Consider the following 21,620-nt stretch of genomic DNA (forward strand, 5'->3'; position numbering starts at 1 on the left):
TTATTCCCTAGCACATAACTTTGAATGATTGACCGTTGCCGCTAACCGTAATGGAGCAAGAGCCGTTAGATTGAGCCGTAAAGCCCTTTGCGTATAGTTGCGACGACGACAGACGCACATCGTCCTTAACCAGCACAAAAGACGGGGCTACGTTTGGGGGATTCATTGACGATTCGATTCGATAGCCGTCGAGCAAGTCACTCAATGACTCGCGAGGCACCGCCGTTTGAGCCGTTTCGGGTTCCGTCGACATGTTCGGCGTGCCAACTAAGGTGAACACCGCAAACGAGACGGCGACACCTGCCGCAAACACACTGAATCGAGAGTATTTGCGGAGATAGATTTTCGTAATGCGCATGATATTTCTCAACGTATACGGGACAGTGTAACGTCCGTGGGTATAGTAGGGCGGCAATACTGAATAAACGCCGTCCTCATAGTTGTTTCTAAACATCTGCTTAGTGTCGTAAGAGCTGTATAAGTCCGTGCCCCAGAGCATCCATTTATCGACAGTGAGCGAGTTCGCGTTGTCACCATACTTCACAATGCCAACATGCAACTTGGGCATTTTCAACTTGAGTTGACCGAGCGTCAGAACAGATACCGCAGTCGAGAGGATAGGGACTTGAAGACGGTCTAAACGACGACAAAACACGGTGTGCTCAGCCAGTGCAAGACGCGCTTGTTTATCAACAATCGAAATGTCTTGAACGATGAAAATCACATCCCATCCAAGCTTTCGAATATGCAAAAGGTGATCAATTAACTTTTGTCGATTCTTGTCGTTCCATGTGCGCGAGTTAAACCACGTTCCGCACTCATCGAGCACAATCAAACCGTCTTTTTTGGTGTCATAGCTCTTGTTTGCTGAGCCAATCACCATCAAATCTTCTACCTGAGGCTTGTCCGGAAGACGATAAAGGCGAGTATTGCGCTTGTTGCGTCCAAGCATTTCTTTCAAGTTGATATCGAGGTTTGTCGCCACAGGCACACCGCGCATAAACGCCTCACGAATCTTACCGACCGCCGTTAGTGTTTTACCTGAGCCGAGCTTACCCGTGACAAAGTAGACCGATGCCATTACGCCGCCCTCACAATCGCGTAGAACTTCCACTCCCACACCCAACGCAGCAGACGCGCAGAGTAAATCGCACTCACACAAGGCACGGCGTTATTAGGGATGAACATACCCGCCGCTTGTGACCACATTGGAGGTGCAACATAAGACAGACCCATTGCAAGGGTGTAAATCGCCAAGGTGAGGGTGACGGTCAAACCGATTAGCAACGTTAAAATGACCAAGTTAATCGTGACGTTTCGTGCTTTCGCAATGAAGAACCAACCAAACAACGTGGTCGCTATCTGAGAGATAAAGGCAACCAGAGCAGGGAGGCGCAACGCAGTCCCAATGGTGCTGACAATTGGTAATAGCTGAATCATTAGTAATATCTCCCCGAACCTGGCTTGTTACTTGGTACTGGCGTGACCTCAGTCAGCAGGATTTCAACAAGCGTCTTAATCGTGTAGATGTAAATCAGAATTGAGATGATCATTTTGAGTTTCTGCGAAAACTCACAAGAGATAGAAGCGCGACCACCGCCAAGCGTAGGCAAGGATAGATTCATACAGGGCGTTGGCTTAGGTAACACACTCAAAAACGAATCCGATATAGCATTAATATGCCCCTCAGATTCAGCCGTCAGGTTCTTCTCAATCAAATCGTTCGCCGCATCGGTCACGGTCTTTTCGTAGGAATTCATCGCACCGGACACGGCTTTATCCGCTTGAGTCAGCACATCACCGACATAATCCGAACCTAAACCATGAGGGTTTTCACAATAGTTGTTTTCCTCGGTAGGCTCACAAGGCTTGAGGTCGTCGAGCTTATCCGATAGCTCTGCAAATCCATCAGCGTTAGTCGTTTGCAAATCATCGAGTCCCTTAACCACTTCACCAACAGAGTTGGTGTTTCGATTGACCGCCGTCGTGATGTCACCGTTAGCTTGCTGAATCAGCGCCTTAGTGTTTTCGTAAATCTTGTTGTCGTTGATTTGCTGCTTTTGAATCGCTTGGGTGTTAGTCACCATCGACGCATTGAGCGCAATGATTTGGTTTTGAATATCAGCGCTCGATTGATTGAGGTCGGAGTTTAGTGCGTTAAGTGCCTTGTTCACATCCGAGTTAAGCCCTTTAATCGCACTGACAACGCCCTTATCGGTTGATTCATCCGTGTCAGGGTCTTCGACTTCTGGCTCCGCGTCAGTGTCCGGTGGGTTAACCGTATTGGTTGAGCCGTCAGGCAGTACGCTAGGGTCTTCGATGTCGCTCGTTGGGTCGTCAGGGTCGTGAATTGGATCATCGGGAATAATAGGAGTGTCAGGACCATCTTTACCCCAAAACAGCGTACCACCCTCACACTGATTACCAGTGAATTGAAAATTACCGTGGCATCGAGTGTTTTGAGTGAACTCGCCGGAGTCGACATCGGTACAAAGCGTAGTGTCATTTGGAATACGCTCAAGTTCACAACGGGTTGCGCCAAAATCGCCATAACATGCCCCCGTAACTTGCTCACCATAAACATAAGCCGACCAGTGAAGTGATTGTTTGTCATCAATGGATTGCTTGAACTGACAGGCATCCATACAAGAACCGTCAGGGTTTTCGCCATATTCACAGACCGATTTACAACGTAAGGTTGAGGGATCAAATTCGCTATTTTCTGGACAACGAACCTCAGAATAAGAAAGACCGAGCCCATTATCACAAACCGTTTGATAGGGATCGCGAGCATTAGCATATGATGTCTTCTCAAATGTGCATGAGTCGAAATATCCAGTATCCAAAAAACAAGTATTCACCTTGTAAGGGTCAACCCAATCACCTTGAGAGCCACAACCCCTCATTTGCATATGACTAATACGTGCTTCTAAAGCATACGTATGACTACTAGCACACAGAATAACAAGGGCAATAAAAAAACGGAGATAGTGATTCATTGTATAAAACCAAGAAAAAAAGGGAGCATTAGCCCCCTTATCCGTTGATTAGTGAGTATTGATGCCACTCACAAAGCCGTGGGGGTGGTGTATAAAACAATCGTTAGAATTACGTTGCTTTGTTTGCACCTTTCTTGAATAGCTTGATGCCGATGAAGCCAACCGTTAGTGGAACAGCGATTGTCCAAGTAGAGGCGAGCATGTCAGTAACGTACGTGCTTAAATCAGCGAATGCTTGCGCTGCCTGATCTGGCAATGCTGCATGTGCACCAGATGCAGCCATGAGAAGTGCACCACCAAATGTCGCACGTTTTGTTGTTACTACTGCGCCAGACTTAGCCATTGCTGCGCGTACTTTGCTTTGCTTTTCCATAGTCTTATTTCCTATGTGTTGTTTATGAAGAAGTTGAAACCTCAGCCGCTTTCTTGAATCCAAGAATGTGGAAACCAATCGAGAAGCCAAGGATAAATGCTGCCCCAAAACAGCCGAGCATGAACTCTATTGACAGCATTTATCGTTGCCCTCCGACCATCCAACCGAGCGCAACTAACAAGAAGCAAATGCCTAAGAACACCATCAACTGAAAGTTATCGAGTCGAGCCATTAGCTCTGCAAATTGCGTCTCGGTCATGACTTAGCCCTTACTTTTCGTTTAATTGAGGTAGGGCGTAGAGGTGGAAACCGTCGATAGAGACGTGTTTACCCTCATCGTTACCAAAGCTGAATTTCTTGTGTTCCACATCAAACATCATGCGATTACCCACACAACGCTTGAGCAGTTCGCCAGCCTTGCCGTTTTCCCAAAGCTCAGGAGAAACACGCACTTCAATAGTGTCCGTTGGATTGGTCGTGATGAGACGCAGCTTGCCGTTTTGCTTTTGTTCGCCGTTACGGTCTGTTTTGGTTTCTTGAACGATGTCCGAAACATCTAGAATTAAACCTTCCATTCTCATAGTGTTTTGCCCTTATTTTTACGTTGTTGGTTAGTTGAAAATTGAAATGACAGTTATTGACACAAGTCCAAGGGAAATTAATGCATCATGTCGGGCGGGGCTGCGCCCACCCAACACGACGCATTAATTTCCTGAGGGTCGGTGAGCAACAGCGCTTCCATTTCGTCATAGAGCGCTAGGTGCTTTTCGTATTGTTCGTAAAGGTTGTCATACATACGCTCGTATTCTTTTTCACGTTCTAGCGCGTCAAAGTAATCGACCACGTTAGACATGATGCCTTGTTGAGCACGGATGAATTGCTCTTTGTTCTCGGTCTTCCAAGTACGGAAGCGAGTCGCGATAAAAATCTTATGGAACATCAAGCCATTCAAACGCGCTTGAGCCATATCGCCGTATCGAGTCGATGAGTATTCACCGCCCGAAGCAATCAGTTTTTCTATAGAAGTTGAAACGGAGTATTCCGCTTTTACTGGTTGGTCTTTGCGCTTAACGAACACACCGCCCATTGCGTAACAAAACGCTTTCCAGTCGCCCTCATCAGCAGAGCGGCGAACCTTTTCTAATAGAAAGTGTTCGTCTTGAGATAAATCTGTAAACAAAGCATCGTCCTCTTTGAATTCATCACGAAGACGACGAAGCTCACGCCATACCGTGACAGATGGACCACCAATAAATTGAAATTGTCGAATTTGATTCACACGCGCCCAAGTCACGACACGTTCCGCCGCATCCGAGCCAGACAAAGACGAACCTTTGTCAGAATCAATGTGCTGACCGTCGATGTTTTTACTCAGGTACTTAGCGACATAACCAACGGCTGAACCTTGCGACCAGTCGATAACTTCCGCTTTGAAACGGGCTTTCTTTGCGCCTTTTTCGTTTGGCGAGTCAGCCATAGCGAGACGACGAAACTCAGACGTCACGAACTTGCGTGCGGATTTTTCCATGAAAAGCAACAAGTGGTGATGCGGTGTGCCGTCTTGGTGAGGCTCGACAATGCGCATCCCGTAAACCTTGATTTTGCTTTTATCAATCGACTTGCGAAGATTCGCCCAAACGCCCATAAGGTAAGCGTGAGCCGCTTTCGCATCAGGCTTGCCAGCCTCAAGCCATTTCGGGTTGATGTCACCCTTAGAAACAGAGTGAAAACGAGACGGAGCCGTTACCGTGAAGAACACCGCATCGTGATTCGATTCTTGAGCGATTTCCTCAAAGCCACGCAGACGAACGAACATTTCTGCGCGGCGAATCTCAGCGTTAGAAACCGACTTAGCGGATAACTCACTGAGTGTGAAGTAGTTAGACGGGTCAGACTCATCGTAAGCAATCGTGTTTTCTAGCGCGATGCGGTTAGACGTATTGCGATCACGTTGACGGCTTAGAGAAAAATCCGAGCAGTAAACTTGCTTACGGCGTTGAACAAGCGCTAAATCACGCGCAACACATTCAACCTCGTAAGCACATTTACGGCGCAGTTGACGAACAAGCCAATGCTCATCAAGAGCACGGTTCACCAATGCGAAAAGTTCACAGTTGTTTTCTGCGTATTGAATTTGCTCAGGTGAGAATGCCAAGCCTAATGAATCAAGAAGCTGACACGCTTTATCAAAACGCGCTTGTGATTCTTCAAGCGGAATCGCACTTAATACGCGAGAAAAGTCGCGTGATTTGCGCTTAGCTAGATTGGTAATTTGCTCATCTGACATCGCGTAGCTGTAGCCGTGCTCAGTCAAACGGTCGTGAGCCTCGTTAACTGCGCGAACGGCTTCCAAAGCGTTGCGTGTTTTCAGAATGTCGGTGTAAGCGCGTGTCATGTGTCGAGCGAAGTCGCCGTTACGGTGTAATGATTTAGGCAAGTTCAAACAAGGGTTAGAAGTAGGGCGCTCAATAAAATCTGACAGGTCGTGTGAGTAGATTGGCGCACTCATTGCCAATTTCACTGCCGACGGAATGAAATCCTCAGGCGTTGTGAATCTGTGGTCGACGTAATCAAAACGGTGGTCGAATAAGTTGTCAGGAATGTGCTCACATGAAGCCCAAGAATGGACAGGAACAAAATCAATCCATTCTTGTTTGCCGGACGCTAAATCAATAACAAGTTCACGCATTATTGAGCCTCTAAAGCAGTCGCTTTTGAAGGTGCCATACCTAAGAAACGACATAAAACTTCATGTTCGTCAGATTCAAAACGAAACTCGTAATCACCAACCGAGAGATAACCAAAGGACTCTTGAGTGTTTTCAAACGTGCTAATGCAGTAGCCAAAGTGATTGAAAGGAACAACGACTTCTTCAAAGATGTCAGTTGTAGTGATGTAACAGAGCTTGAAAGCCGGAACGTGAGACACTGCGAAATGACGGAGCGTTAACGTTTTAACGTTGACGTTTTGAACTTCAGTTTCTAATACGACCATAACAACCACCTTGACTAGTTGAGAGAGCGACCGCCAAAGCCAAGCGCGAAAGCGTCAAGGGCAAACGCCCAGAGCTAGGCGGTCTTAATTGCGATTTATGGCAATCCTAGTTGCGAAGAATGGCAACTGCAAGATGCGATTTATGGCAACTTTGTGGCTACAATGAGAAGAAATGGAGGTTCTTATGTACACAGCTGAACTAATTAACGCCTACAAAAAGGCGAAAAACTACGTACAAGATAAGCAGGTTGCGCACGATTTGAATCTAGACCCGCCGAAGATTAGTAAAATTCGCAAAGGTGTTAGACAACTTACTGATGAAGAAGCAGTTTTTCTCGCACACGGTGCAGGTATAGACCCTGAGATCGCGTTACTAGGATGTCACGCTGATCGCAATGAAAATCCAGCGATAAAAAGCATGTGGGAAAGCATTGCAAAAAAGTATAACGGACTTGGATTATCAAGCATTTCAATGGTTTGTACCGGATTGGCTTTAGTGATTGCAAGTCCACAGGAATCACTATTGCAGTGCGCATTATATGTGTTATGTTAAATTGCGTATTGCTGTACGCTAAATGTTGTCTGAGTATGCTCCTATTCCCTTGCAGATTTTAAATTTAAGAGCCTTACTGTGAGCATTAAACATAATCGTTATTTACCATAAAATACTTAATATAGATCTTAATAATCTATCGATTGTTAAGATCTATATTAACGCCTTTTTACTTATTGAAATGACTGTATAGCTTCAAAGATATCTTGTCTTCTAACTGGCTTGGAAATGAATCCGTCCATACCGGCATCCAGGCATTTATCTCTATCGCTTTCTAGCGCATGTGCAGTTAACGCTATAATTGGGGTCCTGAGACCTTTATCTCGAATAAGTCTTGTTGCGGTAATTCCATCCATCACTGGCATCGAGACATCCATGAGAATCAAATCGATTAAATCCTCATTCTCTTCTAAAAATGTTAATGCCTCTGCTCCATGGCTTGCGATATGAACATTATGGCCAAGCTTATTTAAGATAAGCTTTATTACGAACTGATTCGATTCAGTATCTTCTACGACGAGAAGCTCCATTGCTTTTGTCGGTTGATTGGTTTCGATTCTAACTGGACGATTTTGATTACAACGAGTCAAAACTGGAATCGAAATCGTAAAGGTTGAACCAACATGCTCATCACTTTTAACGGCAATCTTTCCACGCATCATTTCGACTAAATGCTTGGTTATTGCGAGCCCCAGTCCTGTACCACCGAAGCGTCTCGTGATGGAACGGTCTCCTTGATGAAATGCCGTAAACAAGTGCTCTTGCTTTGCTTTAGATATACCAATTCCAGTGTCAGATATTGAGATCACAAGTTCAGCATCTTGCTCAGATACAGAAACTTTTACTTCACCTTCGTCTGTAAACTTTATTGCATTCCCTATTAGATTAAACAGAATTTGAGATAACCGCGTGGAGTCAATCCAAAATTGTTTGTCATTAGTGACAGTACAGTTGAGCTTGAATTTAAGATTTTTCTTCTTAGCTATTTGTTTTTGCTGAGAAATAACAAAAGTGACAGTGTCTCTTAAGTTAATCCATTGTTCATTGAGCTGAAAGCGACCTGACTCGATTTTAGAAAGATCAAGAATGTCACTGATTATCGCGAGAAGTAACTCTGCAGAGCACTCCATTTGGCTCAAAGCATCAATTTGTTCTTCTGACAAGGTTGATTGCTTCAGTATATCTAGCATTCCAAGAACGGAATTTAAAGGGGTTCTTATTTCATGACTCATCATCGCTAAGAACTCCGACTTAGACCGGTTCGCAAGCTCTGCTTCTTCTCTTGCTTTAGCGAGCTGAGTTGTTCTTACTTCAACGATACGTTGTAACTTCTCTTTGGTCTCGATATCAATGACCGCCCTTTCAATTAAGGGACGAAACCGCCTCAAGGTTTCCTTATTCTCTATGCTAAAGTGCCCTTTCTGAGCTCCAATAAGTAGGATTACGGTTTGCGTTACTTCTGAACGTATACCAGTTAAAACGACCGAGTTTACATGGCTTTTTATAAAGCTGTTTAAGTTAACAAACTCAGCGAGTTTATCTGGCTCGAACAGTAGAATGCATTCACCATTGAGAGCTCTTTGATAGGTGTTACCGTGTAACCAGGATACATTATCAAATACGCTATTAGTTGATATCAATGTCTTGAAGGGATATCGTTCACCATCACGAGTCAGTACAATAAAATCATCGAAGTTGATGTACTTTTTGAGGACATTGTTTAATCCCGTAAATATCTCATGCCGATTCTTTGCCTCACTCATCGCAGATATCGCGGAAAGAATGGCCTTGTTTTCATCGGCGAGTAGTCGTTCTCTTTGTCTAGCCTGCTTTAGCTCAACTAACGCTTCTTGAAGCGCTTCCTGTTGATATATGTCTAAGTATTTATCTTTCATAAGGTTTATGGAATATAGCCGATGAAATCATCAGGTTTCCATGTCCATTCTCACCACCAATAAATCTACCTTGCTCGCCGAAAGTAAAAGGGCAAATAAAAGGCAAATGCTCTAGTTCTTGGTTAATTTGTTCACAAACGCTATTCATGTCTTGCATTAAGTGCAACATGGGACCTGCGCAAAAGATATTTATCACTCCAATTTTTCGAGACTCTTCTAATTTTTGGTTAAAAGCGGCATTGACGACTTTTGCAGCGCGCGCAACGAGATGCTCACGACTTCCTTTCATTAATGTGAGCTCGTCACCCTCTTCTATTCGTGTAAATAACTCGATTCCACCATCTTGCGTCTCACGGATCGGATGGGATAACTTGTAATATGGGCGATCATAGAGATGACCTGCGATCCGCCCTAATGGATAAGCACTCGAGTTTGTAAACAGCATATTATCTTTACCTACTTGGTTATCCTGGTGATTTGTCCACCTTCTATAAACATTGAGCGCAGGTTCGTTATCAATTTCAAGTAAGCATCTATCGTTGGTCTTGGTTGCAACACCTTTGATATTAGTTGGTGTGTGTCCAGCGCTAAAAGCGATATCAACAGGTTGAGAGGAGTAAAAGAGAGTTAAGCTTAAACCTGAAGTTTGAGAGCCTTGGGCGGTTATCACAGACCATTTCCCAGCGATGTTATTATCAGCGGCCGAACCACCAATAATTGGAATTAGAGTTCCAAATCTTTCATCTATAGACGCAATGATTGATTCCTCTTGCCCTGGTGTAGCATGAAGTAGAATTAAGTTTGGTACCTCTCCTACACGGTTTGCATTCTCAAGGGCCATATCCAAAGCCTTGGTGACGCTGTCACCTGAGTTGTGATTAGAAATACCAGTACCATAAGCATGAGGACCTGTATCATAAACAGCAAGTGCCGCAATTACTGGGCCTGTATGAAAGCCCTGATCTGTCATTACGGCTTGACATGAACTGGCGCCATGAAAAGGCACACCAGGAAAATGCGCAAGAAACGCTTCTCGAATCAACTCGAAATTGTATTCTTCCGTGTAGTAACACATCACGTAAGACAAGTTCTGTTGTGTCAATTCGGATCTGAGCGTTTTTATCGCTGAGTCTTCATCTTTAATATGAGTAAAAACTGATTGGCAATGCATACGATTTTATAATTGGATATCACTCTGCTGTTATACCATTCCAACCAATTTTCTCTAGGTAAGAAGGTGTTAATTTCATTAATAAGTTACGATTATCTCGTGATAGATCGTATTTATAATTGAACTACAACAATGTTTTCACCTTTTTTAAAGGTGATTTTTTTCGATTCAGGCATGATGTCCCATTCTACTGACTTATGCTTCTCGTTGAGATTGATAAAATTACCAGATTGATTTAGATCAATTTTTAGAGTGCTACTTTCTGTCGTTTCGAGCGAAATTCCCATTGAGTCACGATTAATCGTGATTATTTCTCCTTCAATTGTTACATCGCATCGTTCTTTTTGTGAACAGTCAACGCTATTAACACTCTCGTGTGTAAAGGTACGCCAGAAAAATGCGCCTATTAAAACACTGAGCATGATTAAGATTTGTGCAAGTCGCGCCTTTGTTAACTTTTGTGCAGGCATAATTACTAATATCCTTGTTACAAACTTCAAACTTTTTAAATAAAAAATGATTTCCAGAGGTCCAGTAAGGTTACTACCCTGTCATTGAATTGTTAATTCAAGTATAGTGTCACGCTGAAAATGCCACTTTTTATTAAAGTCAGCAATGGAAATAAGGTGATGATAACACTTGAATTCTAGAGTTTACTTGGGTGGTGTTACGACGCAAGTCGTGTTGGAAGTAAAAGTGTAGTTAATTAGAAATTGGAAGCATGCAAATGAGCCAAGTAAAGCAGCTTGAACAAAACTACAACTATACAGTCGTTCGCCAATTTACCCTTGTGACCATTTTATGGGGCATAGTTGGTATGGCTGTTGGTGTTTTGATTGCCGCTCAATTAGTTTGGCCACAGCTAAACTTTGATACGCCGTGGTTGACGTACAGTCGCTTACGTCCACTGCATACTAATGCGGTAATTTTTGCGTTTGGTACCAGTGCTCTGTTCGCAACGTCTTATTATGTTGTACAGCGCACATGTCAAACACGTCTTTTTGGTGGCCCACTCGTTGCCTTCACCTTTTGGGGTTGGCAAGCAATCATCCTGGCAGCAGCCATTACTTTGCCTCTCGGTTTAACATCGGGTAAAGAGTATGCTGAGCTAGAATGGCCTATTGATATCGCAATTGCGCTAGTATGGGTATCATATGCGGTGGTGTTCTTCGGCACACTAGTGAAGCGAAACACGTCACATATTTATGTGGCAAACTGGTTCTTCGGTGCCTTTATTATCACAGTAGCAGTACTTCACATCGTGAACAGCATGGCTATTCCTGTGTCACTTGGTAAATCTTACTCGATTTACTCGGGCGCAGTGGATGCGATGGTTCAATGGTGGTATGGACACAATGCGGTAGGTTTCCTACTGACCGCTGGTTTCCTAGGTATGATGTACTACTTCGTTCCTAAACAAGCTGAACGTCCTGTTTATTCTTACCGTCTATCTATCGTTCACTTCTGGGCACTTATTTCTCTATATATTTGGGCAGGCCCTCACCACCTTCATTATACAGCGCTACCAGACTGGACTCAGTCTCTAGGTATGGTTATGTCGCTGGTTCTATTTGCTCCTTCTTGGGGTGGTATGATCAACGGTATTATGACGTTATCTGGTGCATGGCATAAGCTTCGTTATGACCCTATCCTACGTTTCCTAATCGTTTCACTGTCGTTCTACGGTATGTCTACCTTTGAAGGCCCGATGATGTCGATTAAGACGGTTAACGCACTTTCTCACTACACAGACTGGACCATTGGTCACGTTCACTCTGGTGCGTTAGGTTGGGTTGCGATGGTCTCTATCGGCTCTGTATATCACTTGGTACCTCGCCTATTTGGCCAAGAGCGTATGTACTCTGTTGGTCTAGTTAATGTGCATTTCTGGCTAGCAACAATCGGTACCGTTCTTTACATCGTTGCGATGTGGATCTCTGGTGTAATGCAAGGTCTTATGTGGCGCGCGGTTAACTCTGACGGTACGCTAACTTACAGCTTTGTTGAGTCTGTAGAAGCGTCTTATCCGTTCTACTTTGTACGTTTCCTAGGCGGATTTATCTTCCTATCAGGTATGTTCCTAATGGCATACAACACGTACAAAACGGTAAGTGCACCTAAAGAAAGCCTAAAAGCTATCCCACATCCGGCATAAGGAGATTTAAGAATGAGTAATAATTCTAATAATCGCCATGAAATCTTAGAACGTAATGTCGGTTTGTTGGCTATTTTTATCGTGTTTGCTATCAGTTGGGGTGCTCTTGTAGAGATCACTCCTCTGATTTTCCAAAAGCAAACGACTGAACCTGTAGAAAATCTGCGCGCTTACACTCCTTTGGAGATGGAAGGCCGTGATATCTACATCCGTGAAGGTTGTAACGTCTGTCACAGCCAGATGGTTCGTCCTTTCCGCTCAGAGACTGAACGTTACGGTCACTACTCTGTTGCTGGTGAGAGTGTTTGGGAACACCCATTCCTTTGGGGCTCTAAGCGTACAGGCCCGGATTTAGCTCGTGTTGGTGGTCGTTATTCTGACGAATGGCACCGTGTTCACCTGTTAGATCCTCGTGAGCTTGTACCTGAGTCAAACATGCCAGGTTTCCCGTGGCTAGCTGAAAACGTTTTAGACGGTAAGCTAACTCAGAAGAAACTTGAGCTATTTCGTGATCAGTTCGGCGTTCCATACACTGATGAAGAGATCGCGAATTCGGCTAAAGAAGTAGAAGGTAAAACAGAGATGGATGCAATCATCGCTTACCTTCAGTCTCTTGGTCATGCAATGAAGTAAGGGGATCATATGGATTTCGGTACAATTCATAGTATTTATACCGTTGTACTCTTCGCTAGTTTTATTGGCATCGTATGGTGGGCATTTAGTAAAAAGCGTAAAGCACGCTTTGAAGAAGATGCCAACTTGGTGTTTGCTGACGAAGAACAAAAGACCCCTAATAACCAAGGAGTGAAGAAGTAATGACTACATTCTGGAGTCTCTGGATTATCGTGATTACTGTCGGTACGCTAGTAGGCTGTGCGATTCTCCTGACTTGGTGCGCTAAAGATAAAATGGGCGTCGAGGAAGGGGAAGACATGGGCCACGAGTACGATGGTATTCGCGAGCTAAACAACCCTCTACCAAAGTGGTGGACTTACCTGTTTGTAAGCACATTTGTGTTCGCAGCAGTTTACCTTGCCCTATTCCCAGGTCTAGGTAGCTTCAAGGGCTTTTTAAACTGGCAGAGTTCGGCTCAAACCGTTCGCTCACTAGAAGAGTCAAAAGAAGCCATCGCTGCAGCACAAGAGAACAAGCAACTGAACCAATATGCAAAAGAACTGGATGATGCCGACGCTTACTTCGGCGAAGCATTCCGTAAACTTGCGCACAATGACAGTGGTCTACGCCCAATTCCTGAAATTGCGCAAGATCCTGAAGCATTAAAAGTTGGTCAGCGTTTGTTTTTGCAAAACTGTTCTCAATGCCATGGCTCTGATGCACGTGGTCAGAAAGGCTTCCCTAACCTGACTGATGATGCATGGCTATATGGTGGCGAGCCAGCAGCGATCGTTACAACCATCATGCACGGCCGTATTGGTCAAATGCCAGCATGGAAAGATGCCCTTGGTGAGCAAGGTGTTCAAGAAGTTGTAAGTTACACACTTAGTCTATCTGGTCGTAAAGTAAATGCTCGTGAAGCCGCGGCAGGTAAAGCTCGCTTCGTAGTGTGTGCTGCTTGTCATGGTACCGATGGTAAGGGTAACCCTGCAGTCGGTGCGCCTGACCTTACAGACCAAGACTGGTTATTTGGTGACTCTCGTGCAGCTGTAACAGAAACCGTAATGAACGGACGCTCAGGCGTAATGCCTGCGTGGAAAGACATTTTGGGTGAAGATAAAGTTCAGCTCGTTGCCTCATATGTCTGGAGTTTAAGTAACTCAGAGAGTAAGTAACTGAGATATTACGTAACATAGCAATAACAGCCCCTTTCATAGGGGCTGTCTTTCCTTTAAATTTAACGCCTTACATTTTTTCATTTAGCTGTTGAGAACTTTTTTATGGTAAAGCCTTGGTATAAACAATTTTGGCCGTGGTTCCTAATCATCCTTCCTCTTACTGTCGTAGTTTGGACTGTGATTACTGTGGTCGTTTTCTCGAACAACTCTGTTTCTTTAGTCGCCGAGGATTACTATAAAAAAGGCAAAGGCATTAATATCGACATTAGTAAAATGAATGTCGCTCGTGACCTAGGTCTTAACGCTGAGATTTCCTCTGAAAATAACAATGTTGTGATTGTTTTCGCTAAAGGGAAGCTACCTCATTACCCTGCTCTAACGGCCACTTTCACTCATCGTACTCTTCCTGATCGTGACTTCACAAAGCTTGTAACAGCGGATGCATCTGGTAATTACCGACTAAAAGCTGAGGAATCTATTCAAGGACCATGGTTTGTTGAACTACAACCACACGACAAGCAATGGATGATCCAAGGTAAAGTTGAGTTTCCTGCCTCTTCAACACCGTTAATGAAGTAAGCATATGTGTAAATCCTGTTATCACTGCGGTGAAGATGTACCAGCCAACACGGATTTCAAAGTAGAAATATTGGGTGAAATTCGCGACATGTGTTGTCCGGGCTGCGAAACTGTGGCGCAGACTATTGTCGATAGTGGTCTTGTATCATATTACCAATACCGCACTGCGCCTGCAGAAAAGGCAGATCTAGTACCAGAGCAACTCCAAGCTTTAATTCATTATGACAATGCGGATGTACAATCTGAATTCGTACGAAATCGCGAAAATGTTTCTGAAGTAACCCTTTCTTTGGAAGGCGTTTCATGTGCCGCTTGTGCGTGGTTAATCGAAAAGCAAGTTTCTAATACGGCCGGGTTGGTATCTATCCGTGTTAATACAACCACCAATCGAGCGTTACTAGCCTGGGATAAAACTCAGGTACGGTTAAGCGAGCTCCTTTCCGTTATTCATAAACTTGGTTACAAAGCTGCACCTTTTGAAGCAGATAAGCAAGAAGCCTCTTACCATCGAATGATGAAGCAATATCTATATCGGCTAGGTATTGCAGGTTTAGCAACCATGCAGGTCATGATGCTCGCCGTTGCACTGTATCTCGAAGTCTTTGGTGATTTAGAGCCAGAGTTTAAAAGTTACTTTCGTTGGGTAAGTTTGATTTTTGCTACTCCTGTTTTGCTTTATTCCGCTCTTCCATTTTACTTAAACGCATGGCGCAGTATCAAAGGCCGAACCCTTGGTATGGATGTCCCGGTTTCTATCGCGTTGATCTTTGCCTATGTTTCAAGTTTAGTTGCAACAGTAACTGAACAAGGCGAAGTCTTCTTTGAATCTATCTCGATGTTTACCTTCTTTTTGTTAGTAGGTCGATTCTTAGAGATGCGCGCTCGTCGCAAAGCTGCTGCAGCGAGTGGTAACCTTCTTAAGTTGATTCCTGCAATTGCTACAACGCTGGACGGTGATCAGATACCCGTGAAGACGCTAAAAGTTGGCGATCGTATTCGCGTTCTACCTGGTGAACATATCCCCGCTGACGGTAAAGTTATTTCAGGCCGTATTCATATTGATGAATCCATGCTAACGGGTGAGTCAGTGCACGTTGTGAAACGAGAAGGCGATATTGTTTATGCAGGAACGCTAAACGGAGACGAATCATTTGAACTTGAGGTAGTAAGCTCAAAGGCCGATTCAATGATTTCTAACATCGTGCGTTTACAAGATGAAGCTCAACACTCCAAACCTAAAATTGCGGAAATTGCAGACATTGTCGCCCGTTACTTTGTTGGTGTGATTCTTATCATCTCTGCTGGTACTTGGTTTTACTGGCATCAAACAAAACCAGATGATGCGTTTTGGATCATGCTGTCTGTGTTAGTCGCTACATGCCCATGTGCGCTATCTCTGGCCACTCCGACCGCTCTCACTTGTGCTACCTCTAGAATGGGTAATTTTGGCATTTTGCTTCGTAAAGGCCATGTGTTTGAGACACTATGTAAGATCAACCACTTAGTTGTAGATAAAACAGGCACTCTAACGAAAGGTGATATTGAGATCTGTGAAACAAAGGTACTTAGTGATCTCCCACAGAAAGATTGTCTATCACTAGCTGCAGCTTTAGAGGCTCATGCAAACCACCCTATCGCTCGTTCTTTTGCAACTTACACCAATGATGACTTTATCGTGTCTGACGTGCAAAACGTGATTGGTTCAGGGATTGAGGGTATGTGGAATGGCAAAATCGTTAAGATAGGTAGTGCTGCTTTTGTTCAAGGCAAAGAAAGTGGTGAAAGCCAGGCGGTCTATCTGTCGGTTGATGGCAAGCATGTCGCTAGCTTTTACTACCGCGACCCTATCCGAAAAGAAAGCAAAGCCTTTATTCAACGTTTTGCTGACGCTGGAATTAAGACAACCCTGCTAACTGGTGATTCTCTCTCAAACGCCCAACCAGTGGCGAATGAAATTGGTATCGATCACATCGTCGCGTCAGCAAAGCCAGAAGATAAGCTTGCATACCTTAAGAGCTTGGACGAAAACAGTATCACTATGATGGTTGGTGATGGAATCAATGACGCGCCGACTCTCGCCGGAGCTCACCTTTCTGTCGCAATGGGCGGTGGTACAGATGTCGCTAAAGCTTCTGCAGATATGACGTTACTTGGGGATAATCTCGAAAAGCTACTAGAGGCACGTTTGCTTGCACTGCGTACAAGAAAGATTATTCGAGAAAACTTGGCTTGGTCTTTGGGTTACAACCTGTTAATTTTGCCTTTGGCGGTCGCAGGTTTAGTGGCTCCCTACATTGCAGTAGTTGGCATGTCTGCAAGCTCAATTATCGTTGTATCTAACTCTTTGCGCCTGCTCAAAGAGAAATAAGTAGAGAAAGCAAACATGGAAAGTCTTTATATATTGATTCCCATCGCTATCGTTCTCGTTTGTGTTGCTGTCGCCGTTTTTCTTTGGGCGGTAAGAAGCGATCAGTTTGAAGATCTTGAACGGCAAGGGCACAACATTCTTCTCGACGAAGAAGACCAATCTAATAGTGATAAAAAGTAGCGACCTTTATGACTCCTGATTTTATCGGTGCGTTGATGATCGGCTTAGTAGGAGCCGGTCATTGTATGGGTATGTGTGGTGGTATCGCGTCTCTGCTTACCATGGGCTCTTCTGCTAAAAATAAAACTACCCCTCTTATCCCCCTCTTCTACAACCTCGGACGATTGATCAGTTATACCTTAATAGGTGCATTAGTGGGTGGTGCTATATCAGGTTTATCTGAGCTTAGTGGGTTAACGCACTCTCTTGCTTGGTTAAGGCTGATTGCTGCGTTATTCATGATCCTGGTCGCGCTGTATATTGCTAAATGGTGGCAAGGCTTACTTTTAATAGAAAAGCTAGGGCAGTATATCTGGCGCTTTATCTCGCCGGCAGGGAAGAATCTGTTGCCACTAAAGCATCCTCTTAACGCGTTGCCATTTGGCTTTATTTGGGGTTGGTTACCATGTGGCTTAGTTTATTCAGCGCTTACTTGGTCGGCGGTTTCTGGTAGTGCGATGAACGGCGGCCTAATTATGCTTGCGTTTGGGCTCGGAACGCTACCTGCAATGCTTATTATTGGATACGGTGCCAATCATTTTCAGAAATTACAAAAATCATTAATATTTAGAAATATTTCAGCATTAATCCTTATTGGCTATGGTACGTATACCGCTGTAGGAGCCTTAGCGTTACTCGGTTTCATATAACGTTAAACTCTATTGAGGTGACATTTTTGCTACCCTTTAGGATTAAGCGATGCTAAAATATTGATGTATATCAAATAGTGAAAGGTTGTTATGATTTCTGAAAAACCTGCAACAAAGCGTATCCAATCAGGCGGTTGCGCCATTCATTGCCAAGATTGTAGCATTAGTCAACTGTGTATCCCGTTCACTCTAAATGAGGCAGAACTTGACCAGCTTGACCAAATCATCGAACGTAAGAAGCCTATTCAAAAAGGACAAGAGCTTTTTAAGGCCGGTGATGAGCTAAAATCGCTATACGCTATCCGCTCTGGTACCATCAAGAGCTATACGATCACAGAGCAAGGTGATGAGCAAATCACAGCGTTTCACTTAGCTGGAGACTTAGTCGGTTTCGATGCTATCACTGGTGACTCCCACCCTAGCTTTGCTCAAGCACTCGAAACGTCGATGGTATGTGAAATCCCATACGAAATTCTAGACGATCTATCGGGTAAGATGCCTAAGCTTCGCCAGCAAATCATGCGTTTGATGAGTAACGAAATTAAAGGTGATCAGGAAATGATTTTGCTTCTTTCTAAAAAGAATGCAGAAGAGCGACTAGCTGCTTTCCTTTACAACCTATCAACGCGTTTTTCTCAGCGTGGCTTCAGCCCTAGAGAGTTTCGTTTAACTATGACTCGTGGTGATATTGGCAACTACCTTGGTCTTACAGTTGAAACGATCAGTCGTTTGTTAGGTCGTTTCCAGAAATCTGAGATCCTAAGCGTAAAAGGTAAATATATCACTATCTTAGACCACGATGCATTGATGGAACTTGCTGGTGTAACTAAAGAATAATACACCCTAATTATTGATGTGGCTCGAAAATGAGCTACATCATATTTCTCATAAATTCCTTTCGAAAGTCCTCAAAAAGTTCTCCAAACTAAGCTACAGTAAAAATGTACGGTGAGTACTCCAAAATACTGATTTAATTTACATTCAGTATCTGGTTTTGCAATAGAAGTGGGCTTAGTTATGAGTATATACAGTAAGATCCTTGTTGTAGCTGACATCAATAATGATGAGCAGCCCGCACTTGCAAGAGCTGTTCAATTAGCTCAGAAAAGTGTATCTAGAAGCCGAATCACTTTCTTTTTATCCATTTACGATTTCTCGTATGACATGACGTCAATGCTATCAGTGGATGAAAGAGATGCTATGCGTCGAGGTGTCATTCATCAGCGTGAGCAGTGGATGCGTAAAATTGCTCAACCATACCTAAACGATGGCTTCGACTTTGATGTTTGTGTTGTCTGGCACAACCGCCCTTATGAGGCGATTATTGCTGAAGTCTATGCAGGCAATCATGACCTAGTCATCAAAGGCACACGTAAGCATGATGTTTTAGAGTCTGTCATTTTCACACCGACAGATTGGCACTTGTTGCGAAAATGCCCTATTCCAGTGCTTCTTATCAAGAATGCTGCTTGGCCGGAACAAGCAAGTATCCTTGCCTCAGTACATGTGGGCTCAGAAAACCCGACTCATATTGATCTCAACGATACGATGGTCGAGCGATTAAAAGAAATCACCACTCGGCTTGAGGCCAAGCCATATCTTGTTAACGCCTACCCCGTTACACCGGCGAACATTACGATTGAACTTCCTGAATTTGACCCAACGACTTATACCGATGCAGTGCGAGGTCATCATTTAACGGCTATGAAAGCACTACGCCAAAAACATGGTCTTGATGAAGAACAAACGATAGTTGAGCAAGGTTTACCTGAAGATGTCATTCCGTCAGCTGCAGAGCGCTTGAATGCTGCAATGGTTATTTTAGGTACTACAGGGCGAACTGGGCTTTCTGCTGTCTTTATTGGTAATACAGCGGAGCACGTAATTGATAAAATAAATTGCGACGTGTTGGCTCTAAAACCAAAAGGCTACATTAGTCCTCTCGATCCAAATACAGCAACCTAATCTCTCCTTAGTATTGCTATGTATTGAGCGCTTTCAAATAAGCGCTAATAAATCCCCCGAATACAGGGGGATTTTTTTTGGGAACAGTTAAAGCGTTGGGTACAAAAAAGGAGGTCTAATTGACCTCCTTTTTTACGGGTTAGATGTTCGTAACATCGATGAACATTGATTCATCAATATTCGTCGAAGAAACGACAGCCTCATTAAATTCATACTCTTCGCGGTTACCTTCACGATCTAGCGGTAAGTTAACAAAGTCGAACAATTCCCGGTCTGCTAGTTGGCTTGGGCTTACGTTTTGAATTGATTTAAAAATCGCTTCCACACGCCCTGGCGTCTTCTTATCCCATTCAATCAACATTGCTTTTATAGATTGACGCTGAAGGTTCTCTTGAGAGCCACAAAGGTTACAAGGAATAATTGGGAAATCCTTGTGCTCAGCGTATTTGATCAGATCTTTTTCACGACAGTAAGTCAATGGACGAATGACCACGTTACGGCCATCATCAGAGCGTAGCTTTGGTGGCATCGCTTTAAGGCGAGAGCCGTGGAACATGTTCAAGAACATTGTTTCGACGATGTCATCCATGTGATGACCTAGCGCAAGCTTAGTTGCACCAATCTTCTCTGCAAATGAATACAGCGTACCACGTCGCAGGCGTGAACACAGACCACAAGTGGTTTTGCCTTCTGGTACCTTCTCTTTTACGACGGAATACGTGTCCTTATCGACGATATAGTAAGGGATATTCAGTGTTTCGAAATACTCTGGCAGAATGTGCTCAGGGAAACCCGGTTGTTTTTGGTCTAGGTTTACCGCAACCACTTCAAATTTTATCGGTGCGGCTTTTTGAAGATTCAGCAGGATATCAAGCATCGCGAATGAATCTTTACCACCGCTAATACATGCCATTACAACATCGCCTTCTTCGATCATGTTGTAATCAGTAATGGCATTTCCAACATGTCTTCTTAGGCGTTTCTGAAGCTTGTTGAATTCTAGGGTTTCTTTTCTTGTATCTATTTGGTTCATTGCGGGCTCTCACATCGCCGATAAATCGACTAGGACTTCCTAACATGGGTTTCTTTGGGGCGTGGATTATACGAGCTTTTTACGCAGGATTAAATGCTTGTCTTATTGAGTCTTTAAGAAAAGAGTGTGAAAGATACTTTAGTTACGGTCAAAATTAAAAAAGAGCTGCGATTGCAGCCCTTTCTAAACGTTCAGTGTTCATTTCTTTGCGTTAGGTAGATAAGGTAACACTCGCATCGTCGGTTCTGGTAGTGTCATTGTGCCACCTTGCCCTATTTCACTTAGTGCGACTTGTATCTTGCCATTGACAATTGGCTTTTCGGTTCCGTTTGAGAAAATCACTTTATCATTCAGTTGATTTGCAAACTCCATCGTCACACCTTGAACTTCCGGTGTAAACCAACCCGCAAACATACCGCCTAAATCTTCCAGCATCGTCTGCATTTGAGGTAGAAGAGGCTTAATTTGCTCGTAAGAAACGTTACCCTGTAATGGTTCTTTGGTCATCACGACAAGTGAGTAATCGCAACGTGTATCTTTTGGGGTATCGACAAAAACCAACGGATTTGCTGACTTTAAGTTTTTATCAACTGGTAAAGGCAACTCTTGTGAAGCAGGGATAACAAACTCTTCATAGTGCTCTTCTTTTTCCATCCAAGCTTTTTCTATCGTACAAATTTGTTTAGTTTTTGCGTCCACAAAAAAGACACCAACTTTCACATCGTCATGCCCTTCTTTATTGTTGTTTTTTAGTTGAGTGTATAACTTTGAGTACGTGAACATGTACTCTTGAGCTTGGGTTATCGGCGATACAAGAATTAGCGCCGCACTTCCCAATAGACTTAGGCTTAACTTTTTCATTTTATCCGTTAT

Annotated in this window: 23 protein-coding genes; 11 read left to right on the plus strand and 12 right to left on the minus strand. The window is 43.8% G+C overall.

Going from position 1 to position 21,620, the window contains the following annotated elements:
- Positions 1–7 precede the first annotated feature (7 nt).
- From NL626_RS00245 to NL626_RS00275, 7 genes are all read right to left on the minus strand, one after another.
- The gene (locus NL626_RS00245; protein WP_064369883.1) at positions 8–1,081 is read right to left on the minus strand and encodes a zonular occludens toxin domain-containing protein; all 1,074 of its coding nucleotides are present in this window, start codon (positions 1,079–1,081) and stop codon (positions 8–10) included.
- Entirely contained in the window at positions 1,081–1,440 is a 360-nt protein-coding gene (locus NL626_RS00250) for a DUF5455 family protein (protein WP_025501660.1), read from the minus strand. Before NL626_RS00250 ends, NL626_RS00245 begins: the two co-directional genes overlap by 1 nt.
- Complete coding sequence (locus NL626_RS00255; RefSeq protein WP_253656877.1) at positions 1,440–2,999, minus strand: methyl-accepting chemotaxis protein; 1,560 nt, start codon at positions 2,997–2,999, stop codon at positions 1,440–1,442. Before NL626_RS00255 ends, NL626_RS00250 begins: the two co-directional genes overlap by 1 nt.
- Before the next feature lie 109 nt (positions 3,000–3,108).
- Positions 3,109–3,372 (minus strand): major coat protein, encoded by a 264-nt coding sequence (locus NL626_RS00260; RefSeq protein ID WP_213901216.1) that lies wholly within the window; start codon positions 3,370–3,372, stop codon positions 3,109–3,111.
- A 269-nt stretch (positions 3,373–3,641) separates the two neighbouring features.
- Entirely contained in the window at positions 3,642–3,947 is a 306-nt protein-coding gene (locus NL626_RS00265) for a hypothetical protein (RefSeq protein WP_005389159.1), read from the minus strand.
- An 83-nt stretch (positions 3,948–4,030) separates the two neighbouring features.
- The gene (locus tag NL626_RS00270) at positions 4,031–6,061 is read right to left on the minus strand and encodes a replication endonuclease (RefSeq protein ID WP_253656878.1); all 2,031 of its coding nucleotides are present in this window, start codon (positions 6,059–6,061) and stop codon (positions 4,031–4,033) included.
- The gene (locus tag NL626_RS00275; protein ID WP_213901214.1) at positions 6,061–6,366 is read right to left on the minus strand and encodes a hypothetical protein; all 306 of its coding nucleotides are present in this window, start codon (positions 6,364–6,366) and stop codon (positions 6,061–6,063) included. Before NL626_RS00275 ends, NL626_RS00270 begins: the two co-directional genes overlap by 1 nt.
- Positions 6,367–6,550: 184 nt before the next feature.
- Between NL626_RS00275 and NL626_RS00280 the strand changes: the two genes are divergently transcribed.
- Positions 6,551–6,919: a DUF3693 domain-containing protein gene (locus NL626_RS00280; RefSeq protein WP_253656879.1), complete on the plus strand. Its 369-nt coding sequence runs from the start codon at positions 6,551–6,553 to the stop codon at positions 6,917–6,919.
- A 173-nt stretch (positions 6,920–7,092) separates the two neighbouring features.
- Here the strand turns inward: NL626_RS00280 and NL626_RS00285 are convergent, their stop codons facing one another.
- From NL626_RS00285 to NL626_RS00295, 3 genes are all read right to left on the minus strand, one after another.
- Positions 7,093–8,814 carry an ATP-binding protein gene (locus NL626_RS00285; RefSeq protein WP_005377471.1) on the minus strand — a complete coding sequence of 574 codons (1,722 nt, stop codon included), beginning with the start codon at positions 8,812–8,814 and terminating at the stop codon, positions 7,093–7,095.
- Positions 8,804–9,985, minus strand: a complete 1,182-nt coding sequence (locus NL626_RS00290; protein WP_005377472.1) for an FIST signal transduction protein — start codon at positions 9,983–9,985, stop codon at positions 8,804–8,806. Before NL626_RS00290 ends, NL626_RS00285 begins: the two co-directional genes overlap by 11 nt.
- Before the next feature lie 113 nt (positions 9,986–10,098).
- Positions 10,099–10,455 carry a hypothetical protein gene (locus NL626_RS00295; RefSeq protein ID WP_005377473.1) on the minus strand — a complete coding sequence of 119 codons (357 nt, stop codon included), beginning with the start codon at positions 10,453–10,455 and terminating at the stop codon, positions 10,099–10,101.
- 257 nt (positions 10,456–10,712) lie between these two features.
- Between NL626_RS00295 and ccoN the strand changes: the two genes are divergently transcribed.
- From ccoN to uspE, 10 genes are all read left to right on the plus strand, one after another.
- Positions 10,713–12,140 (plus strand): cytochrome-c oxidase, cbb3-type subunit I, encoded by a 1,428-nt coding sequence (ccoN, locus tag NL626_RS00300; RefSeq protein ID WP_005396488.1) that lies wholly within the window; start codon positions 10,713–10,715, stop codon positions 12,138–12,140.
- A gap of 12 nt (positions 12,141–12,152) precedes the next feature.
- Positions 12,153–12,773: a cytochrome-c oxidase, cbb3-type subunit II gene (ccoO, locus tag NL626_RS00305; RefSeq protein WP_005377475.1), complete on the plus strand. Its 621-nt coding sequence runs from the start codon at positions 12,153–12,155 to the stop codon at positions 12,771–12,773.
- 9 nt (positions 12,774–12,782) lie between these two features.
- The gene (locus NL626_RS00310; protein ID WP_005377485.1) at positions 12,783–12,956 is read left to right on the plus strand and encodes a CcoQ/FixQ family Cbb3-type cytochrome c oxidase assembly chaperone; all 174 of its coding nucleotides are present in this window, start codon (positions 12,783–12,785) and stop codon (positions 12,954–12,956) included.
- Entirely contained in the window at positions 12,956–13,930 is a 975-nt protein-coding gene (ccoP, locus tag NL626_RS00315) for a cytochrome-c oxidase, cbb3-type subunit III (RefSeq protein ID WP_005377487.1), read from the plus strand. The genes NL626_RS00310 and ccoP overlap by 1 nt, the downstream gene beginning before the upstream one ends.
- Before the next feature lie 105 nt (positions 13,931–14,035).
- Positions 14,036–14,512 (plus strand): FixH family protein, encoded by a 477-nt coding sequence (locus NL626_RS00320; protein WP_005377489.1) that lies wholly within the window; start codon positions 14,036–14,038, stop codon positions 14,510–14,512.
- A 4-nt stretch (positions 14,513–14,516) separates the two neighbouring features.
- Complete coding sequence (locus NL626_RS00325) at positions 14,517–16,880, plus strand: heavy metal translocating P-type ATPase metal-binding domain-containing protein (RefSeq protein ID WP_253656880.1); 2,364 nt, start codon at positions 14,517–14,519, stop codon at positions 16,878–16,880.
- A 15-nt stretch (positions 16,881–16,895) separates the two neighbouring features.
- Positions 16,896–17,060 (plus strand): cbb3-type cytochrome oxidase assembly protein CcoS, encoded by a 165-nt coding sequence (gene ccoS / locus NL626_RS00330; RefSeq protein WP_005377493.1) that lies wholly within the window; start codon positions 16,896–16,898, stop codon positions 17,058–17,060.
- 8 nt (positions 17,061–17,068) lie between these two features.
- The gene (locus tag NL626_RS00335) at positions 17,069–17,749 is read left to right on the plus strand and encodes a sulfite exporter TauE/SafE family protein (RefSeq protein WP_213867286.1); all 681 of its coding nucleotides are present in this window, start codon (positions 17,069–17,071) and stop codon (positions 17,747–17,749) included.
- 90 nt (positions 17,750–17,839) lie between these two features.
- The gene (locus tag NL626_RS00340; protein ID WP_005377497.1) at positions 17,840–18,586 is read left to right on the plus strand and encodes an FNR family transcription factor; all 747 of its coding nucleotides are present in this window, start codon (positions 17,840–17,842) and stop codon (positions 18,584–18,586) included.
- Positions 18,587–18,766: 180 nt separating this feature from the next.
- Positions 18,767–19,714 carry a universal stress protein UspE gene (gene uspE, locus NL626_RS00345; protein ID WP_033905303.1) on the plus strand — a complete coding sequence of 316 codons (948 nt, stop codon included), beginning with the start codon at positions 18,767–18,769 and terminating at the stop codon, positions 19,712–19,714.
- A 139-nt stretch (positions 19,715–19,853) separates the two neighbouring features.
- On the opposite strand, the gene ttcA is transcribed toward uspE, so the two are convergent.
- The gene (gene ttcA / locus NL626_RS00350) at positions 19,854–20,747 is read right to left on the minus strand and encodes a tRNA 2-thiocytidine(32) synthetase TtcA (RefSeq protein ID WP_005377502.1); all 894 of its coding nucleotides are present in this window, start codon (positions 20,745–20,747) and stop codon (positions 19,854–19,856) included.
- A 198-nt stretch (positions 20,748–20,945) separates the two neighbouring features.
- Complete coding sequence (locus tag NL626_RS00355) at positions 20,946–21,608, minus strand: DUF2987 domain-containing protein (protein ID WP_253656881.1); 663 nt, start codon at positions 21,606–21,608, stop codon at positions 20,946–20,948.
- Between the last annotated feature and the right edge of the window lie 12 nt (positions 21,609–21,620).

Origin of the sequence: Vibrio sp. Y58_MX_L22 (assembly GCF_024181865.1) — a bacterium.
GTDB classification, from domain to species: Bacteria; Pseudomonadota; Gammaproteobacteria; order Enterobacterales; family Vibrionaceae; genus Vibrio; species Vibrio alginolyticus.